Annotated in this window: 15 protein-coding genes; 6 read left to right on the top strand and 9 right to left on the bottom strand. The window is 50.1% G+C overall.

What is annotated here, in order from left to right; translation table 11 throughout:
* Positions 1–160: 160 nt before the first annotated feature.
* Positions 161–1,054, bottom strand: coding sequence for a 23S rRNA pseudouridine(2605) synthase RluB (gene rluB / locus XMM383_RS09210; protein WP_173488711.1), 894 nt, complete (start codon positions 1,052–1,054; stop codon positions 161–163).
* A gap of 75 nt (positions 1,055–1,129) precedes the next feature.
* Positions 1,130–1,531: an H-NS family nucleoid-associated regulatory protein gene (locus tag XMM383_RS09205; protein ID WP_173483084.1), complete on the bottom strand. Its 402-nt coding sequence runs from the start codon at positions 1,529–1,531 to the stop codon at positions 1,130–1,132.
* 259 nt (positions 1,532–1,790) lie between these two features.
* Here XMM383_RS09205 and XMM383_RS09200 point away from each other — a divergent pair, with 259 nt between their 5' ends.
* Complete coding sequence (locus tag XMM383_RS09200; protein ID WP_173481324.1) at positions 1,791–2,288, top strand: disulfide bond formation protein B; 498 nt, start codon at positions 1,791–1,793, stop codon at positions 2,286–2,288.
* 2 nt (positions 2,289–2,290) lie between these two features.
* Entirely contained in the window at positions 2,291–3,064 is a 774-nt protein-coding gene (locus XMM383_RS09195) for a sulfite exporter TauE/SafE family protein (RefSeq protein ID WP_217363614.1), read from the top strand.
* Here the strand turns inward: XMM383_RS09195 and XMM383_RS09190 are convergent.
* The 3 genes from XMM383_RS09190 to XMM383_RS09180 are packed head-to-tail and all read right to left on the bottom strand — an operon-like array spanning position 3,061 to position 6,196.
* Positions 3,061–4,005 (bottom strand): 2-hydroxyacid dehydrogenase, encoded by a 945-nt coding sequence (locus tag XMM383_RS09190; RefSeq protein WP_173481325.1) that lies wholly within the window; start codon positions 4,003–4,005, stop codon positions 3,061–3,063. The two genes, XMM383_RS09195 and XMM383_RS09190, sit on opposite strands and share 4 nt — an antisense overlap.
* Positions 3,998–4,783, bottom strand: coding sequence for a 2-oxo-tetronate isomerase (gene otnI / locus XMM383_RS09185; RefSeq protein ID WP_173481326.1), 786 nt, complete (start codon positions 4,781–4,783; stop codon positions 3,998–4,000). The genes XMM383_RS09190 and otnI overlap by 8 nt, the downstream gene beginning before the upstream one ends.
* A complete protein-coding gene (locus tag XMM383_RS09180) occupies positions 4,784–6,196 on the bottom strand; it encodes a phosphomannomutase (protein ID WP_173481327.1) in 1,413 nt (470 codons plus the stop codon). It lies immediately after the preceding gene.
* Between the two features lie 34 nt (positions 6,197–6,230).
* Between XMM383_RS09180 and XMM383_RS09175 the strand changes: the two genes are divergently transcribed.
* Both XMM383_RS09175 and XMM383_RS09170 read left to right on the top strand, forming a co-directional pair.
* Complete coding sequence (locus XMM383_RS09175) at positions 6,231–7,010, top strand: trimeric intracellular cation channel family protein (RefSeq protein WP_371739685.1); 780 nt, start codon at positions 6,231–6,233, stop codon at positions 7,008–7,010.
* Positions 7,007–8,236 (top strand): MFS transporter, encoded by a 1,230-nt coding sequence (locus tag XMM383_RS09170; protein ID WP_173494839.1) that lies wholly within the window; start codon positions 7,007–7,009, stop codon positions 8,234–8,236. Before XMM383_RS09175 ends, XMM383_RS09170 begins: the two co-directional genes overlap by 4 nt.
* A 56-nt stretch (positions 8,237–8,292) precedes the next feature.
* Here XMM383_RS09170 and glcF read toward each other — a convergent pair whose 3' ends face one another.
* The 4 genes from glcF to XMM383_RS09150 are packed head-to-tail and all read right to left on the bottom strand — an operon-like array spanning position 8,293 to position 12,540.
* The gene (gene glcF / locus XMM383_RS09165) at positions 8,293–9,501 is read right to left on the bottom strand and encodes a glycolate oxidase subunit GlcF (RefSeq protein ID WP_173481329.1); all 1,209 of its coding nucleotides are present in this window, start codon (positions 9,499–9,501) and stop codon (positions 8,293–8,295) included.
* Between the two features lie 11 nt (positions 9,502–9,512).
* The gene (glcE, locus tag XMM383_RS09160; RefSeq protein WP_173481330.1) at positions 9,513–10,577 is read right to left on the bottom strand and encodes a glycolate oxidase subunit GlcE; all 1,065 of its coding nucleotides are present in this window, start codon (positions 10,575–10,577) and stop codon (positions 9,513–9,515) included.
* Positions 10,570–12,081, bottom strand: a complete 1,512-nt coding sequence (locus tag XMM383_RS09155) for an FAD-linked oxidase C-terminal domain-containing protein (RefSeq protein WP_173481331.1) — start codon at positions 12,079–12,081, stop codon at positions 10,570–10,572. The genes glcE and XMM383_RS09155 overlap by 8 nt, the downstream gene beginning before the upstream one ends.
* Before the next feature lie 30 nt (positions 12,082–12,111).
* Positions 12,112–12,540 (bottom strand): heme-binding protein, encoded by a 429-nt coding sequence (locus tag XMM383_RS09150; RefSeq protein ID WP_173481332.1) that lies wholly within the window; start codon positions 12,538–12,540, stop codon positions 12,112–12,114.
* A gap of 222 nt (positions 12,541–12,762) precedes the next feature.
* Here XMM383_RS09150 and XMM383_RS09145 point away from each other — a divergent pair, with 222 nt between their 5' ends.
* A complete protein-coding gene (locus XMM383_RS09145) occupies positions 12,763–13,506 on the top strand; it encodes a FadR/GntR family transcriptional regulator (RefSeq protein ID WP_173481333.1) in 744 nt (247 codons plus the stop codon).
* A 44-nt stretch (positions 13,507–13,550) separates the two neighbouring features.
* Entirely contained in the window at positions 13,551–14,972 is a 1,422-nt protein-coding gene (locus XMM383_RS09140) for an MFS transporter (protein WP_173506316.1), read from the top strand.
* The last annotated feature ends 36 nt before the right edge of the window (positions 14,973–15,008 follow it).

Genomic DNA, 15,008 nt, shown 5'->3' with positions numbered 1-15,008 from the left:
AAGGCCGCGATCTTAATGAAGGTGACTGGCTTTCAGCCTGTCATCCACTGGTAGATTTAGCAGCCTATCTGGAAAACACCGATAAAGCAGATGACAGGCTGAAGGCCCGTCACTATCAGCTAGAGAGAGGGATCAGACCGAAGGACAGCCCCCTCAATTGTCACCCTCGCTTGCCCACCACACGAACCTTACGCTTACGGCGATCCTGTCGTGCTGAATCACGGTTATGATCGGTGGTTTGACGTATCTTCTGGCGTTTGTATTCGCGCTCTTTACGATCAAGATCTTCGGGATTGATCGAAGGCACTTTACGACGCTCCAGCATCAGCTCATCCGTTAGAATGTCGACCTCTTTCTGACCAAGCTCACGCCAAGTGCCTACCTTAACGTCACTGGGGAGGAATACCGGCCCGAAACGGACACGCTTTAGACGGTTAACTTGCAGCTCTTGCGACTCCCAAAGACGACGAACTTCACGGTTACGCCCCTCCATGACACAACAGTGGAACCATTTGTTGGCACCTTCACCATTGAAGTAACGAACGTCGGTAAACTTAGCCATGCCATCTTCAAGCAGAACACCGTCAGTTAGACGCTTGAGTACGGCATCACTGACATCACCTAGAACTCGAACCGCGTATTCACGGTCAATGTTGCTCGATGGGTGCATCATCTTGTTAGCAATTTCACCATCGGTAGTAAAAACCAAAAGACCCGATGTATTGATATCGAGACGACCGATCGCAACCCAACGCTCAGATTTAAGCTTCGGCAGATTATCAAAGACAGTTGGCCTGCCTTCAGGATCATGGCGAGTGCAGACTTCACCAATGGGTTTATTGTAGATAAGAACTCGAGCAGTTTGGCTACCCGCACTGTTCAGTTCAATAGATTTGCCATCGACCTTAATCTGGTCTTCAGCAGAAACACGATCACCAAGAGTCGCCAATTTGCCGTTTACTTCGACTCGACCCTCTTCGATCCAACGCTCCATCTCACGACGTGAGCCTACACCGGAGCGCGCCAACACTTTTTGCAGTTTTTCATCAGACATGCGGACGCAACCTCAAAACATAGAAACAAAAAGACCCTTCCGAGGAAGGGCCTTCACTCATAGAGCGATTATATATCAATCTATGGTTGGCAGTTGATCTTTTGTGATACCACGAGAAGCCATGTACTCTGCGAATACAGTTGGAGTGCGACCGCGACCTGTCCAGGCATGGGTTTGACCACTTGCATCGGTAATCTGGTACTTAGCTTTCACCTCTTTACGAGATTTAGGCGCCGATTCAGTGATACCAGTTAGCTCATCGAGCGCAATACCCGCTTCACGCATCTTCTGGCGAATCGCTTCAATCGCCTCCAGCTTTGCACGGTTCTGCTCTAGTAAAGCAGCTTCCTCAGCGCGACGCTCTTCAAGAATATCCGTTAGATCGGCAATCACTTTTTCGATCTCATCTGCACCAACCGATTGGCACTGTTTACGAAGAGAGTTTTTGCGCAAAAGAGTTTTAATAAAATCGCTCATCAAAAATTCCTAATACTATTAATAGTTGGCAAAGGGGATGCACAGTTTTAATTTAACGCCGACATAATATATAAAAATAAATAGTTTTCTCAATATAAAACTTTAAATAAATAAAAATATTTAAAAAACCTAAACCAAACAATTAAATTAAACCACGAATAAATCCATTTAAATAAATTTACAAAGTTCTAATTTTTAATAGCGACAGCGAATAAAAAGATGATTAGAATCACCTAGAAAATAACCATTCAAAGAAGCCATGTTTAAGTTTAGAGAATCGCCAAAACCGCTCATCTGGAGCTACACACTTATACTCGCGTTAGGCCTCGAGGCTGGGGCTTTAGTTTTTCAATACCTACTCGACTACGGTCCCTGTGCTCTCTGCGTACAGATTCGTGCCACACTCTTTGGCGCCCTTCTCTTGGCAGTATCCGGGAAGATCTTCTCAGCGCGTTCTATACAGACGCTGCTCGCCTTTTTACTTGTTCCACTGATGGCTTTTCTGCTTTACCAGAGCTACCAAGTTTTAGGGATCGAGCGCTACTGGTTTGAGAGCAGCTGCACATTGAGCGACCCTTTCCCAAACTGGTTTCCCCTTCACCTTTGGCTTCCGGCAATATTTGAACCTTGGGAGCTATGTGGCTACACGCCAGAGATCATTAAAGGGATCACTATGGCAGAGGTGCTTATTGTCACGGCAGCGGTCTCTTTAGCCTTATCAATTTGGCATTTAATCAATCAGCTAAAGAGTCAATAAGTTTGGAAGAGATTCTATTTCTTGCCGCTGCAGGTATTTTAGGTGGCATCGTAAACTCTCTTGCTGGCGGTGGAAGTTTTATCACATTCCCCGCTCTGATTGCTGTTGGGGTTCCCCCTGTCATCGCCAATGCCAGCAACACCTTTGCTGCAACAGCTGGCTATCTTTCGGGCACCTATGCGCTTCGACAAGAGATAAAAGATTCACCTAAAAAACTTCTGATCTTCTCTTTTATCTCTGCGATCGGCGGAATAATAGGTGCCTACCTGTTAACACAAACCTCTAACAGCGAATTTGAAAAAGCCGTGCCTTGGCTACTACTCTTCGCGACTCTGCTGTTTATTTTTGGCGGACAGTTTAATAAGACATTACAAAAGTGGAGCCAAAAACATCGCCATATCGATAAAGCACAAAACGGGTTATTTACCCTGCTTTTTATTGGCGTATCAATCTACGGTGGATTCTTTAATGCAGGACTGGGGATATTACTGCTGAGTTACTGCAGCTTAGCAGGCTATCGCTCTGTTAATGAGATGAATGCACTTAAACTGCTCTACTCATCGACCATTTCAGGTTGTGCCATTGTGCTATTCCTAATCAATGATCTGATTAGCTGGAGCGAAACATTGATACTGCTGGTTGGCACACTGATTGGGGGCTATGCAGCAGGCATCATCTCCAAGAGGATTCCAAACAGCTGGGTTAGACTGGCCATCATTTTTGCCAGCACAGCCATCACCCTCTGGTTCTTTACCAGCATTTACCTACTGGACTAATTGACGGGAGTAACCAGGCTTCCTGATTCGATATAGGCTTTTACATTATCGACAACCAACTGGGCCATTGCCGTTCGGGTTTCAAACGTGGCACTACCAACGTGTGGCAATAGCAACACATTAGGCAGATCCATTAGCGCCTCTGGCACCTCTGGCTCTCTCTCAAAGACATCCAACGCCGCACCACCCAACTCACCGGACAGCAGAAGATCAACCAGTGCCTTTTGATCCACCACCGCACCGCGGGCGATATTGATCAGCGAACTTTGTGGTCCCAAGGCCTGTAACACCTCTCGATCGATCATCTGATAGGTCTCTGGCGTACTTGGACAGAGCAGAAGCAAGTAGTCGGACCATTTTGCCAGCTCAACAATCGACGCTTCATAAGCGTAGTCGACATCCTCCCGTGGATGACGATTGTGATAGCGAATCTGCATTGAAAACGCCTCGGCTCTCTTAGCAGTCTCCAATCCAATGCGTCCTAATCCGACAATACCCAGGCGCTTACCGCTGACTTTTTGCCCCATCGGTGGTGTTGGGTTGCTAAGCCATTCACCGCGACGAACAAAGCGTTCAGCCTCGCCCATACAGCGCGCTTGTGAGATCAGCATCCCAATCGCCATATCCGCCACACACTCGTTAAGCACGTCGGGTGTGTTGGTCACATACACATTGCGCGAAGTCGCAAACTCGGCATCCACTTTGTCATAGCCAACGCCCCAGTTAAAGATCACTTTAAGATTGGGCAGCTGCTCCATCAATGCGTTTGCACAGCCTTTGCCGGCACTGGTGACCACCAATTCAAAATCGGCACCCTGATCCGCTAAAAACTGATTCGCATCACCCTGCTTATTTAGCGGAACCAGTTCAACCACCTCCGCCAACATACCTTTTAGCTCAGCACTAATGCCGGCAACAAGAAGCGCCTTGGGTTTATCCATTAGATGACCTTTTGTAGTCAGACAACCAACCCAAACCCTCTAAAGTCGTTGTTTTAGGTCGATATTCGCAACCAATGAATCCTTGATACCCTTTTTGATCGAGCCAGTTAAAGAGGTAGGAGTAGTTGATTTCGCCGCTGGATGGTTCATTGCGATCGGGCACGGATGCGATCTGCATATGATCAATCAGAGGCCAGTATCGCTCTAAACGGGTAATAAGATCCCCGCACATAATCTGAGCATGGTAGAGGTCAAACTGCATTTTTAAATTTGTGCGATTGGCCAACTCAATCACCTCTGCAGCTTGCTCAGGTGTCGTTAAAAAGTAGCCTGGCATATCACGACTGTTAATCGGCTCAATTAACACATTGATACCTGATAAGTTCAGTTGATCGGCCGCCCAGGTTAAATTATTCAGATAGGTTTCAAATGCCTTTGGATCGGAAAAATCGGCTAGCCCGGACATGATGTGCAGACGTCGATTGCCCAACACCTCGGCATAAGAGGCCGCCTGTTCAATCGAGGCTTTAAACTCAGATTCGCGACCGACCAGCGCCGCTAGCCCACGTTCACCCGCACCCCAATCACCGGCAGAGGCATTGAACAGCGCTTGCTCCAAACCAGACTCATTTAAAAGGTCTTTAATCTGTTCCGCAGGATAGTCGTACGGGAAAAGATACTCGACCGAATCAAAACCGGCTTTTTTTGCCGCAACGAAACGCTCTAAAAAGGGAAGGTCTGAAAATAGAAACGATAGGTTAGCAGCAAAATTTAACATCTATACTTCACTCTTAAACAGTTGCTCGACCTTGTTAAGTACCCGACGACAGAGTTCTGTCGCATCCTGTTCACTGTTCATCTCGACATAACAGCGCAGCTCTGGAGCATTACCAGAGGGACGAAGATGGACAATCGTATCAGTATCAAAGTCGACACGATAACCATCGGTCTGATCGACTGATCGAATACCACCCAAAGACCAAGGCATTAGCGATTCAAACTGCAGCTGCCCTTCATTCAGACGCTGTAACATCGATTGGCTCCACTCGGTCGCTATCCCTGGAATGCGATCCGATGCGGTGTATCGCTCTGGCAGCTCGGCCGACAGTTGACTGGCCTTAAGCTGATTCTGTTTGGCGAGGTAGATGACCGCTAGCATTGGCAGAACAGCATCACGCGTCGCCAACGTTGAAAGCGTTGACCCATTCAGTCCAACATCGCTACCTAACAAAAATCCACCGTTCGCTTCAAAACCGGCAACAACACCCTCTGCAACCGACTCCATTCCTGCAATCACATAGGGTGAGCCTATTCGTGTACGCAGCGTTTGATCAAACCAACCGCTTAATTCCAGTGCCGTATTACTGCTGACGGGAGTCACAACCGCTTCTGCACCGACCGCCTTTGCTGTGAGGACACCCAGAATATCACCGCGGAAAAAGGTCCCTGTCTCATCGGCGATGAGAGGACGGTCCGCATCACCATCGGTAGAGACCAAAAGATCAAATCCAACCTCAGACGCCCAACGCTTAGCCTGTTCAATATCCTCTGTACGCACCGCTTCAGTATCGATAGGCACAAACTGTTCTGTCCTGCCAAGGGCAATCACCTCTGCCCCCATCGCCTCGAACAGTTCACTTAACAGATCACGAGCAACACTTGAGTGCTGATAGATAGCGACCTTCAAGCCAGAACAAAGATCTTGACCGAAACAGTCAACATAGCGTGATAGGTAAGCCGACTTAGCACCAGCATCAATCGCAGGCAGTTCTGGACACTCAATAATTTGAGGCAGCACTACCTCGGCCGATGAGATCGACTCTTCATGTGCCTTATTGATCTCACCCTCGACGCTGTAAAACTTGATTCCGTTCCGATCGAACGGGATATGGCTGCCAGTCACCACAATCGCAGGCGCATGCATCTTAGACGCGTAGTAGGCGACGGCTGGTGTTGCCAATGCACCGACATAAATCACCTCGACACCTAAGTCTCTCATGGCCGCCATACAGGCTCGGGTAATTTGCGGGCTGGAGGGTCGTAAGTCATGACCTATAACAACACGGGTCCCTTGACCTGCCGCTTGCCAAAACGCAGCAGCAAAGGCGTACGCGACCTCATTGGTTAGCTCACTGACCAAGCCTCGAACGCCACTGGTACCAAACTTAACGCCCGCTTCAGAAATTTTCATAATCAAATAGATCCTTTACTCATGGATGATTTGAGTGAAAGAATGCACAATTCATACCAACACTGACCCATATAAATATGAGTCCGATTGTCGCACAGATAAGCTTGCATCCATAGAGAGCAAAGGGAGGCTTTTGTTGTTTAGTCAGCCACTACTCGCTGCCGAGTTTCTAGGGACGGTTGTATTTGCTATCACCGGTGCCTTAGCCGCCACCGGTAAGCGCATCGACATCTTTGGCGTCATGGTATTAGCCGTCGTCACTGCGGTAGGTGGAGGGACTATTCGTGACCTAACCATCAACAACGGCCCCATCTTTTGGCTTGAAGAGACCTGGTATATATCAACGGCACTGATTGCGGGTCTCGTGACCTTTATCTTAGCGCGTTATCTTCGCTACCCGCGCCGACTGTTGCTGATATTCGATGCCGCCGGTATCTCACTTTTTGCAATCATCGGTGCGCAAAAGGCCCAGATGGCTGATCTATCGCCCCTACTGGTCGTCATGATGGCCTGTATCACAGCCGTTGCAGGCGGCCTTATCCGTGATGTGCTAACCAATGAAGACCCGATGATTCTTGGCGGTGGCGACGGCGAACTCTATGCCACCTGCACCATACTCGGTGCGATGGTATTTGTATTAGGCGAAGGTTACGTCGACCCGATACTCCTCTCCTACTTGGCAATGTTAGTCATTTTTCTAACCCGACTGGCCGCCATATTTGGCAATTTGCGTCTGCCAAAATTTATTGATGCAGGCCATAGATTAGAGAGTCATGAAGAGGCCAGAAACCCCTCTAAGGATTCAGACCAGTGAGTGACACCAGGCTATTAAAACAGGGATTATTTGTTCGGTTCCTCACCAGCCAACTCACCTCCGGCATGGCGATTCAGATGATGCTGATCGGCTTGGGCTGGCAGGTCTACCTGATGACCGAAAGCGCTATGGCGCTTGGCTGGGTTGGTCTGGCGCGTTATGTACCTCAGATTCTGTTTACGCTGCACGCAGGCGACATGGCCGATCGATACGATCGTCATAAGGTGATGATTTGGAGTCGGGTGCTGCTGTTAATCACCATTGGTGCGCTCTCCTTAACCAGTTTCACTGAGACCATTACAGAAGGGATCATCTACATAGCCTGTTTCATGCTGGGCGTCTCTAGAACCTTCAGCATGCCTGCGGGGCAAGCGATGGTGCCGAATCTGGTGCCGCGCCAGCTTCTGACCCAAGCGATGACACTGACCGCTTCAGCTCGTGAGACCATTACAATTATTGGTCCGGCTTTAGGTGGCGTCATCTATATTTTTGGAGCCGGCACACTCTATGCCACTAGCATGCTGTTCGTCTTAATATCGATTGTGACGCTGTTTGGCATGAAAGATACAGCCATCAAACGGGACCGAAGCAAGCAGCGTCGCAAAGAGTTGTTTGAGGGCTTTGTCCACGTCTGGCGCAACAAACCGGTATGGGGATCGTTAATGCTCGATACGCTGGCGGTTCTAATCGGCAGCGTTACTGCTCTTCTACCGATGATTGCGCACGATATATTACAGACCGATTCAGTCGGTTTAGGCCTGTTAAGAAGCGCACCAGCGGCGGGGGCCGTTGCGATGTCGTTCTTGCTTGCAAAATACCCGATTCAACGACACTCCGGGCGTTGGCTCTATGCGGCCGTCTGGGTCTTTGGCTTGGGCACTCTGGTCTTCGGTTTCTCTGAAGTGATGTGGGTATCGCTGACCGCTCTGTTTGTTCTTGGCGCCGCCGATATGATCAGTGTTGTGATTCGCTCAACACTGGTTCAGGTTGAAACACCCGATGAGATGCGCGGACGGGTCAGCGCGGTTAACTCACTCTTTATTGCAACCTCCAATCAACTGGGTGAATTTGAATCAGGTACACTTGCCGCCTGGATTGGTGCGGTCCCCTCCATTCTATTTGGTGGCATTGGCACCCTCGCCCTGGTAGCACTTTGGATTCCGCTCTACCCCACTCTTTGGAACCGAGATCATCTCGTCACACCCGAATCCGAAACTGAAAAATAGAAGCAGTGACAAATAAATAGGAGCCTAACAAGGCCCCTTTAATAGTGACTGCGATCTTATCGATCCAACAGTTCAATCCAGTGATTAACCGGTACCGGCGAAGCTGTCTCAATGTGTAACTGACACCCAATGTTCGCGGTAGCGATCTGTGTCGGGTTATCCCCTGTCAGTGCCTCAACCTTATTGGCTAGCAGCTTTTGACTGATCTTCGGCTGAAGAATCGAGTAGGTGCCCGCGGAACCACAACAGAGATGCTTATCCTTGGTCTTGGCCAGATCAAAGCCCACTTTCTCGAGTACTTTTTCTACGGAGCCGCTCTGTTTCATAGCGTGCTGCAAGGTACAAGGACAGTGGAACGCGATCTTTTCACCATCAGTATTAGGAGCAAGTGGTGACAGATCTTCAGCCAGCAGCACCTCACTGATATCTTTTGTCAGCTCACTCACACGCTTGGCCTTCTCCGCGTAGTCTGGGTCATCTCTTAATAGATGCCCGTACTCCTGAACCATGGCACCGCAACCAGACGCGGTCATCACAATGGCTTCACAGCCCCCTTCAATCGCTGGCCACCAGGCGTCAATGTTCTTGCGCATCTCATTAAGACCCGCTTCGTGTGCCGACAGGTGGTAATTCACCGCTCCACAGCATCCAGCTTGTGGTGCTTCAACCAGAGTGATTCCTAGCTTATCCAGTACCCGAGCCGTTGCCGCATTGGTATTGGGTGCAGCACTGGGTTGAGCACAACCGGCAAGAGCCATCATAACTCGAGCATGACGTTTGGCTGGCCAAGGAGAGGCTTTACGTTTAGGCGGGACCTTCTTACCCAGAGCGCCAGGTAGAATCGGTTTAAACACCTGACCTACTTTTAGTAGCGGACCAAAGCGGTTAGCGTGAGGCAGAACCTGTTTCAATCCCCAGCGAACCACTTTTTCCGTAACAGGGCGATCCAATTTCTTCTCAACAATGCCACGACCTATATCAACTAGACGTCCATATTGAACGCCCGATGGACAGGTCGTCTCACATGAACGACAGGTCAGACAGCGATCTAGGTGTGTCCGAGTTTTTTCGGTCACCTCATCGGTCTCCAACAGCTGTTTGATCAGATAGATTCGACCACGCGGACCGTCTCGCTCATCATTCAACTCTTGGTAGGTTGGGCAAGTCGCTGTACAGAAACCACAGTGAACGCAGCTACGCAGAATCTCTTCCGCCTCTTGTCCTTCAGGCGTCGCTAGGAAGGTTTGAACTATATTCGTTTTCATTACACTGACTCCTACAACCAACCAAACGCACGGCCGGGATTGAACACCCCCTGCGGATCGACAGACGCTTTAATGCGTTGTTGCAGAGCCTGAATTGATGGATTAACCGGATGAAGTACCTCGTCAGTACGATCACCTCCGCGGTAGAGTGAAACCTGTCCACCAGCACTCTCTGCTAGCTCCACCATACGATCGAAACTGTGATCACCGGCATACCAGCGCTCAGCGCCACCCCAGTTGATTAATGAATCCCCTTCGATGGGTAGGACATCCGCACTGCCCTTAACGGAGAAGCGCCAGACTTTTTCCGCATTGAATAGGGCTGGTTTCTGATCTTGCAGATCCGCCCAAAGAGCCAAGGCAACCTCTGGAGCCAGTTCATCACCACCCCAAATTTTTGCAGTCGCATCAACTGCTGAGGCTGCACCTGCCAGACGAACAAACAATTCTCCGTTGTGCCAATAAGCCGCTGTAATCGGCTTTGGCTGACCTGACATGGAGTTCATGCGCTGTATCGCTTCGGCTTGATCCATTGCGAACTTCAACGTGCGGGTAGTCGCTGGTTTAGGCAGTACTTTTAGAGAGATCTCGGTCATTAGGCCTAATCCACCCATCGCACCCGCTTGCAGACGCGAAAGATCGTAACCGGCGACATTCTTCATCACCTGACCACCAAACCGCAGCTGTTCCGCTTCGCCATTGATCAACCTGACGCCTAATACATGATCACGAATGGATCCGTACCAAGGGCGCCCCGGACCTGAGACGTTAGCGGCCAATGTACCACCTAAGGTTGCTTTGCCACCGAAACGTGGCGGCTCACAGGCCAGCATCTGATTGTGTTCAGATAGTGCAGACTCAATCTCTGCAAGTCTGGTACCGGCACGTGCGGTCATAACGAGCTCAACCGGTTGGTAGCTAACAATGCCTGTGTGACCACTGACATCGATGGTACGATCCGTCTCGATCTGACGTCCCATAAAGGCTTTACTGCCACCCGCTGAAATAGCCAGCGTCTCTTTAGCCTCAACCGCATCACGGACTTGGCTAATCAATTCATTGGTTAAATCAGACACGGAACTCTCCTGCATCAGTATTGCTATTGGCGCTAACCTGAGCATTGGGCGTTAGATCAAGATCCAACGAACGGTACTCCTGACAACTTCTCAAGGTCGGTATACCTTTACCGGGATTAAGAAGCTCTTTGGCATCAAAGGCACGCTTCACTTTGTGGAACTGCTCGATCTCTGAATCACTGAACTGAGCCGGCATTTGACGGAGTTTTTCATAGCCTACGCCGTGCTCGCCCGTGATACAGCCGCCCACCTCAACACAGAGTTCAAGAATTTTGCCACCGAACTCTTCGGTGCGCTCCAGCTCACCCGGTACGTTCGCATCAAAGAGAATCAGTGGGTGCAAGTTGCCATCGCCGGCATGGAAAACGTTGGCCACACGCAGACCGTAGTGCTCTGACATTTTCTGCATCTCGAGCAGCACATGCGTTAGCTGACCACGCGGAATGGTCCCGTCCATGCAGTAGTAGTCTGGTGAAATACGTCCAACGGCTGGGAAGGCTGATTTACGCCCAGCCCATAGACGTGCACGCTCCTCTTCACTTTGAGATGTGCGAACCGAGGTGGCTCCCAGTTCACGAAACAGCGTTTCAACCGCTTCAATATGCTCCGCCACCTCTTCATCGGTGCCATCGACCTCACATAGCAATAGAGCCTGAGCATCGACGGGGTAGCCCGCTTTGGCAAAATCTTCAGCCGCTTTAATGGCAAAGCCATCCATCATCTCAAGACCGCCAGGAATGATACCCTTAGCAATGATCTCACCGACGGCATCACCCGCTTTGGGTACCGAGTCGAATCCTGCAACCACTACCTGAGCACGCTCAGGTTTTGGCAGCAGCTTCACTCGCACTTCGGTGACCACACCCAATAGCCCTTCGGATCCTGTGAACAGCGCCATCAGATCCATACCACAGCTATCAAGACCTTCTGAGCCGATGGTTAGCAGCTCACCTTCCATCGTCAGGAACTGAACACTTAACAGGTTATGCACGGTCAAACCGTATTTAAGGCAGTGGACACCCCCTGAGTTTTCAGCCACGTTACCGCCAATGGTGCAGGCTATTTGCGACGAAGGGTCTGGACCGTAATAGAGATTGTAATCACCTGCCGCTTCACTAATCGCTAGGTTGCGAACACCCGGTTGAACGCGAGCCGCTCTAGCGTCAGTATCGATCTCGAGGATCTTATTGAACTTCGCCATCGATAAGACCACGCCATCACCATGAGGCATAGCACCGGCACACAAACCGGTACCTGCACCACGAGCTACCACAGGGATGTTCTCTTCGTGACAAATTTTAAGAACCTTCTGTGCCTGCTCTACCGTTGATGGCAAAACAACGATCAACGCCTCTTCGCAATAGGCTGAAAGGCCGTCACACTCATAAGGCTTTAACGTTTCGCTGTCACTGATGACGTAGTGCGAATCAATGAACTCATTAAATCGCTGAGCAATGCGTTGACGCTTAGCAACACGATCCGGGCTAGCCACTGCACTCTGCATACTGATCTCCGACCCCACTCTGGGTACTTTTTATTGTTGAGTCTGCTGTTGCCAGTACTCTATACCAGCTTGAGCACACTCCATATCCTGCATTGGTGTACCAGAACTCAATCCGATGCCACCAACTACTTGTCCATTTGACTCCACGGGATAACCGCCGCCCACAACACACAGACGTCCACCCATCGAGGTGTGAATACCAAACACCAACGAGCCGGGTGTACATGCAGCGTTGTACTCGTGCGTCGCTTTGCGAGCAGCCGCTGCGGTGTAGGCTTTGTCTTGAGCGATGGTTACACTGGTGGTTTTACCGCCATCCATACGTTCAAAAGCGATCAAATTCCCTGACTCATCTGTTATCGCGATACACATAGGTACACCAATCTCATTAGCTCGGTTTCGAGCCCCTTCGATTAACAGACGAGCATCTTCAATATCTAAGCGTTTCAGTTCGAGCATAAGTTCAACCTCTTAAATTGGAGTAGTAGACAGACCAATAGAGCGATGCTGTCACAAAAACTTACGCAGCTGTCTACTGGTATGACCACTTGAAATCAAACCACTGATTTGATGGTCACTCACTCGATGAAACGTTTATGCATTCAAACCCAGATGGGGCTTGCGTTTCAATTGATGGCGTGGAAAACTGGTCTGACCAATCCATACCGAGATGCGAAATAGATGAGCCAATCTGCAAGCAGCGCTGTTAATGAAGTCACTCAATATCTGCAAAAATTGATTGCTGATGGTGAGTTAGGACCGGAGAGCAAGATCCCGTCTGAACGATCCCTCTCTGCACGTCTAGGTGTGTCGCGTACCATTGTTCGAGAGGCACTGCATATACTCTCGGGTAAAGGGATCATTGAAACGCACCACGGTAGAGGATCATTTGTCTCCTGCGCGGTCACCAGTTCAGAAAACAAGTCCGCTCTGATCAATCTGTTTGGTCAGGATCCCAAGGCTGTACTGGAAATTCTTGAGGTCCGTGAACAGCTGGAGGGGCAAGCTTGCTTTCTAGCCGCACAACGAGCGACCGCTCGCGATCAGTATCGCATTCGTGAGGCGTTCAAGAAGATGGAGTCGGTAGCCCCCGATTGGGATGCCAACTTGGACCATGAGTTTCATAGACGCGTGATCGAGGCATCCCACAACTCGGTTTTGATACACACCTTGTCAAGTTTGAAGGATCTGACGCTGATTAGCATTCAAGAGGCTGTTAGAAACTTCAACCAGAAAGGGGGCTTTAAGCAGGTGGTCGATAAACACCACAGCGAAATCTACCAGGCAGTGACCACAGGACAATCGGCCTGGGCTCGATCGGCTGCGATGGACCACGTTCGACATGTGCGAGAGGCCTTAAAAGTGCTGTTTGATGTCGAAATGAAGCGGCTGAACGATTTTCAAAACTCCACCTCTGGCAAGTAACGCCCAATATGCGCCTAATATTTATCTCTCTTCTGGCTCTATTCATGAGCCTGATGCTTGTAGCGTCTGGCAATGCCTATTTGATGTCGCTGATTGGCGTTCGTTTGGGTATGGCGAATACACCGCCAACCGAGATTGGTTGGATCATGACCTTCTACTCTATCGGGTTTGTGATTGGCTCAATCTTTGCTCAACGGCTGCTGATCAGAGTGGGACACATTCGGGCATTCTCGACACTGGCCAGTCTTGCCGCGATGGCCGCTCTGCTCTACCCCTTCGCTGAGGATTTTTGGGTTTGGAGTCTACTCAGGATTATCGGCGGGTTCAGCGTTGCTGGTCTATTCATTGCGATAGAGAGTTGGTTTAGCGCCGTGGCTAGCGACAACAACCGCGCTACCCTATTCTCTCTGTACACCATTGCAGCCTATTCAGCGGCAGCATCAGGGCAGGTCATTCTCGGCCACTCCTCTGGCCTGCAAATATCCACAGCCTTCATCATTGCGGGGCTTCTACTGATCGCAGCCGTCATCCCTCTCTCTGCGTCACGCCTTCAATCACCGCCCCTAGAGACTGCAGAGTTCATGTCACTGCAGCGACTCTGGCGTAAATCGGCGCTGGGGCTTTTTTCAGCATTTTGTGGCGGGCTGTTGATCGGTTCGTTCTACGCACTGGTTCCGCTCTATGCCACATTGAGCGACATTGCAACGGATCAAATTGCTACCTTGATGTCGATATCGGTTATGAGCGCGATGCTGTTCGCTTGGCCCATTGGTTGGCTTTGTGACCGCGTCACACGAAGCAAAGTGTTAACGGCAACCGCCCTCGTCGCAGCTCTAGCAGCTCTGGGAGCATCACTGTTTGGTTCTGATCAGTTTGTGCTGCTGATTCTTTCGACCTCACTGTTCATGGCGATGATTGCGGCGATCTACTCAATAGCGGTAGCGATTACCAACGACTTGATTCGCAGTGAGGAGCGTGTTGCCGCCTCCTCGACACTGATGCTGAGCTATGGCCTTGGCAGTATTGCAGGGCCACTGTTAGGCTCAATGCTACTGGGCTCTTTTGCACCCGGTTCGTTGTTCTTGGGATTCGTGGTTATTCTGCTGATGCTGGTCGTGTTTACACTATTCAGACAGGTACAAAAACCACCCGTACCGATCGAAGAGCAGGAGCAGTTTATCCCTGCGATGCCAGAAACACAGGTCATTGCAGAGTTTGACCCTCGTACCGAGGATCTACCCGACACTGCGATTGAAGAGCTATTCCCAGACGAAGTGGTTGAGGCGGTACAAGGGGTTAATGAAACGGATCAGCCCGTTTACTCTATAGTTGAGAGCGACTCACTGACCGATGAAACTCTGGAGCCATTAGAGGGCTTGGCGGAACAGAAGTCTGAGCACAGTTTCGATATCCATGAAGAGGCTATTCAAGCACAGGCAGAGGAAGCCTCTTCACAGAAACCCTAGGGAGCCTGAGATGTCATGGACCTATTCGTAGGCTCC

This window comes from Marinobacterium sp. xm-m-383, assembly GCF_013283255.1.
GTDB lineage: Bacteria > Pseudomonadota > Gammaproteobacteria > Pseudomonadales > Balneatricaceae > Marinobacterium_E.
The sequence above is the reverse complement of the archived record's forward strand: the minus strand, read 5'-3'. Positions and strand labels throughout refer to the sequence as shown.

What these genes read in the sequence shown, in the direction of transcription:
- otnI (WP_173481326.1), bottom strand. Translation starts at nt 4,783, where the DNA reads ATGTTAAATTTTGCTGCTAACCTATCGTTTCTATTTTCAGACCTTCCC.
- XMM383_RS09145 (WP_173481333.1), top strand. Translation starts at nt 12,763, where the DNA reads ATGAGCCAATCTGCAAGCAGCGCTGTTAATGAAGTCACTCAATATCTG.
- XMM383_RS09190 (WP_173481325.1), bottom strand. Translation starts at nt 4,005, where the DNA reads ATGGATAAACCCAAGGCGCTTCTTGTTGCCGGCATTAGTGCTGAGCTA.
- rluB (WP_173488711.1), bottom strand. Translation starts at nt 1,054, where the DNA reads ATGTCTGATGAAAAACTGCAAAAAGTGTTGGCGCGCTCCGGTGTAGGC.
- XMM383_RS09155 (WP_173481331.1), bottom strand. Translation starts at nt 12,081, where the DNA reads ATGCAGAGTGCAGTGGCTAGCCCGGATCGTGTTGCTAAGCGTCAACGC.
- XMM383_RS09205 (WP_173483084.1), bottom strand. Translation starts at nt 1,531, where the DNA reads ATGAGCGATTTTATTAAAACTCTTTTGCGCAAAAACTCTCTTCGTAAA.
- glcF (WP_173481329.1), bottom strand. Translation starts at nt 9,501, where the DNA reads ATGAAAACGAATATAGTTCAAACCTTCCTAGCGACGCCTGAAGGACAA.
- XMM383_RS09200 (WP_173481324.1), top strand. Translation starts at nt 1,791, where the DNA reads ATGTTTAAGTTTAGAGAATCGCCAAAACCGCTCATCTGGAGCTACACA.
- XMM383_RS09140 (WP_173506316.1), top strand. Translation starts at nt 13,551, where the DNA reads ATGAGCCTGATGCTTGTAGCGTCTGGCAATGCCTATTTGATGTCGCTG.
- XMM383_RS09150 (WP_173481332.1), bottom strand. Translation starts at nt 12,540, where the DNA reads ATGCTCGAACTGAAACGCTTAGATATTGAAGATGCTCGTCTGTTAATC.
- XMM383_RS09180 (WP_173481327.1), bottom strand. Translation starts at nt 6,196, where the DNA reads ATGAAAATTTCTGAAGCGGGCGTTAAGTTTGGTACCAGTGGCGTTCGA.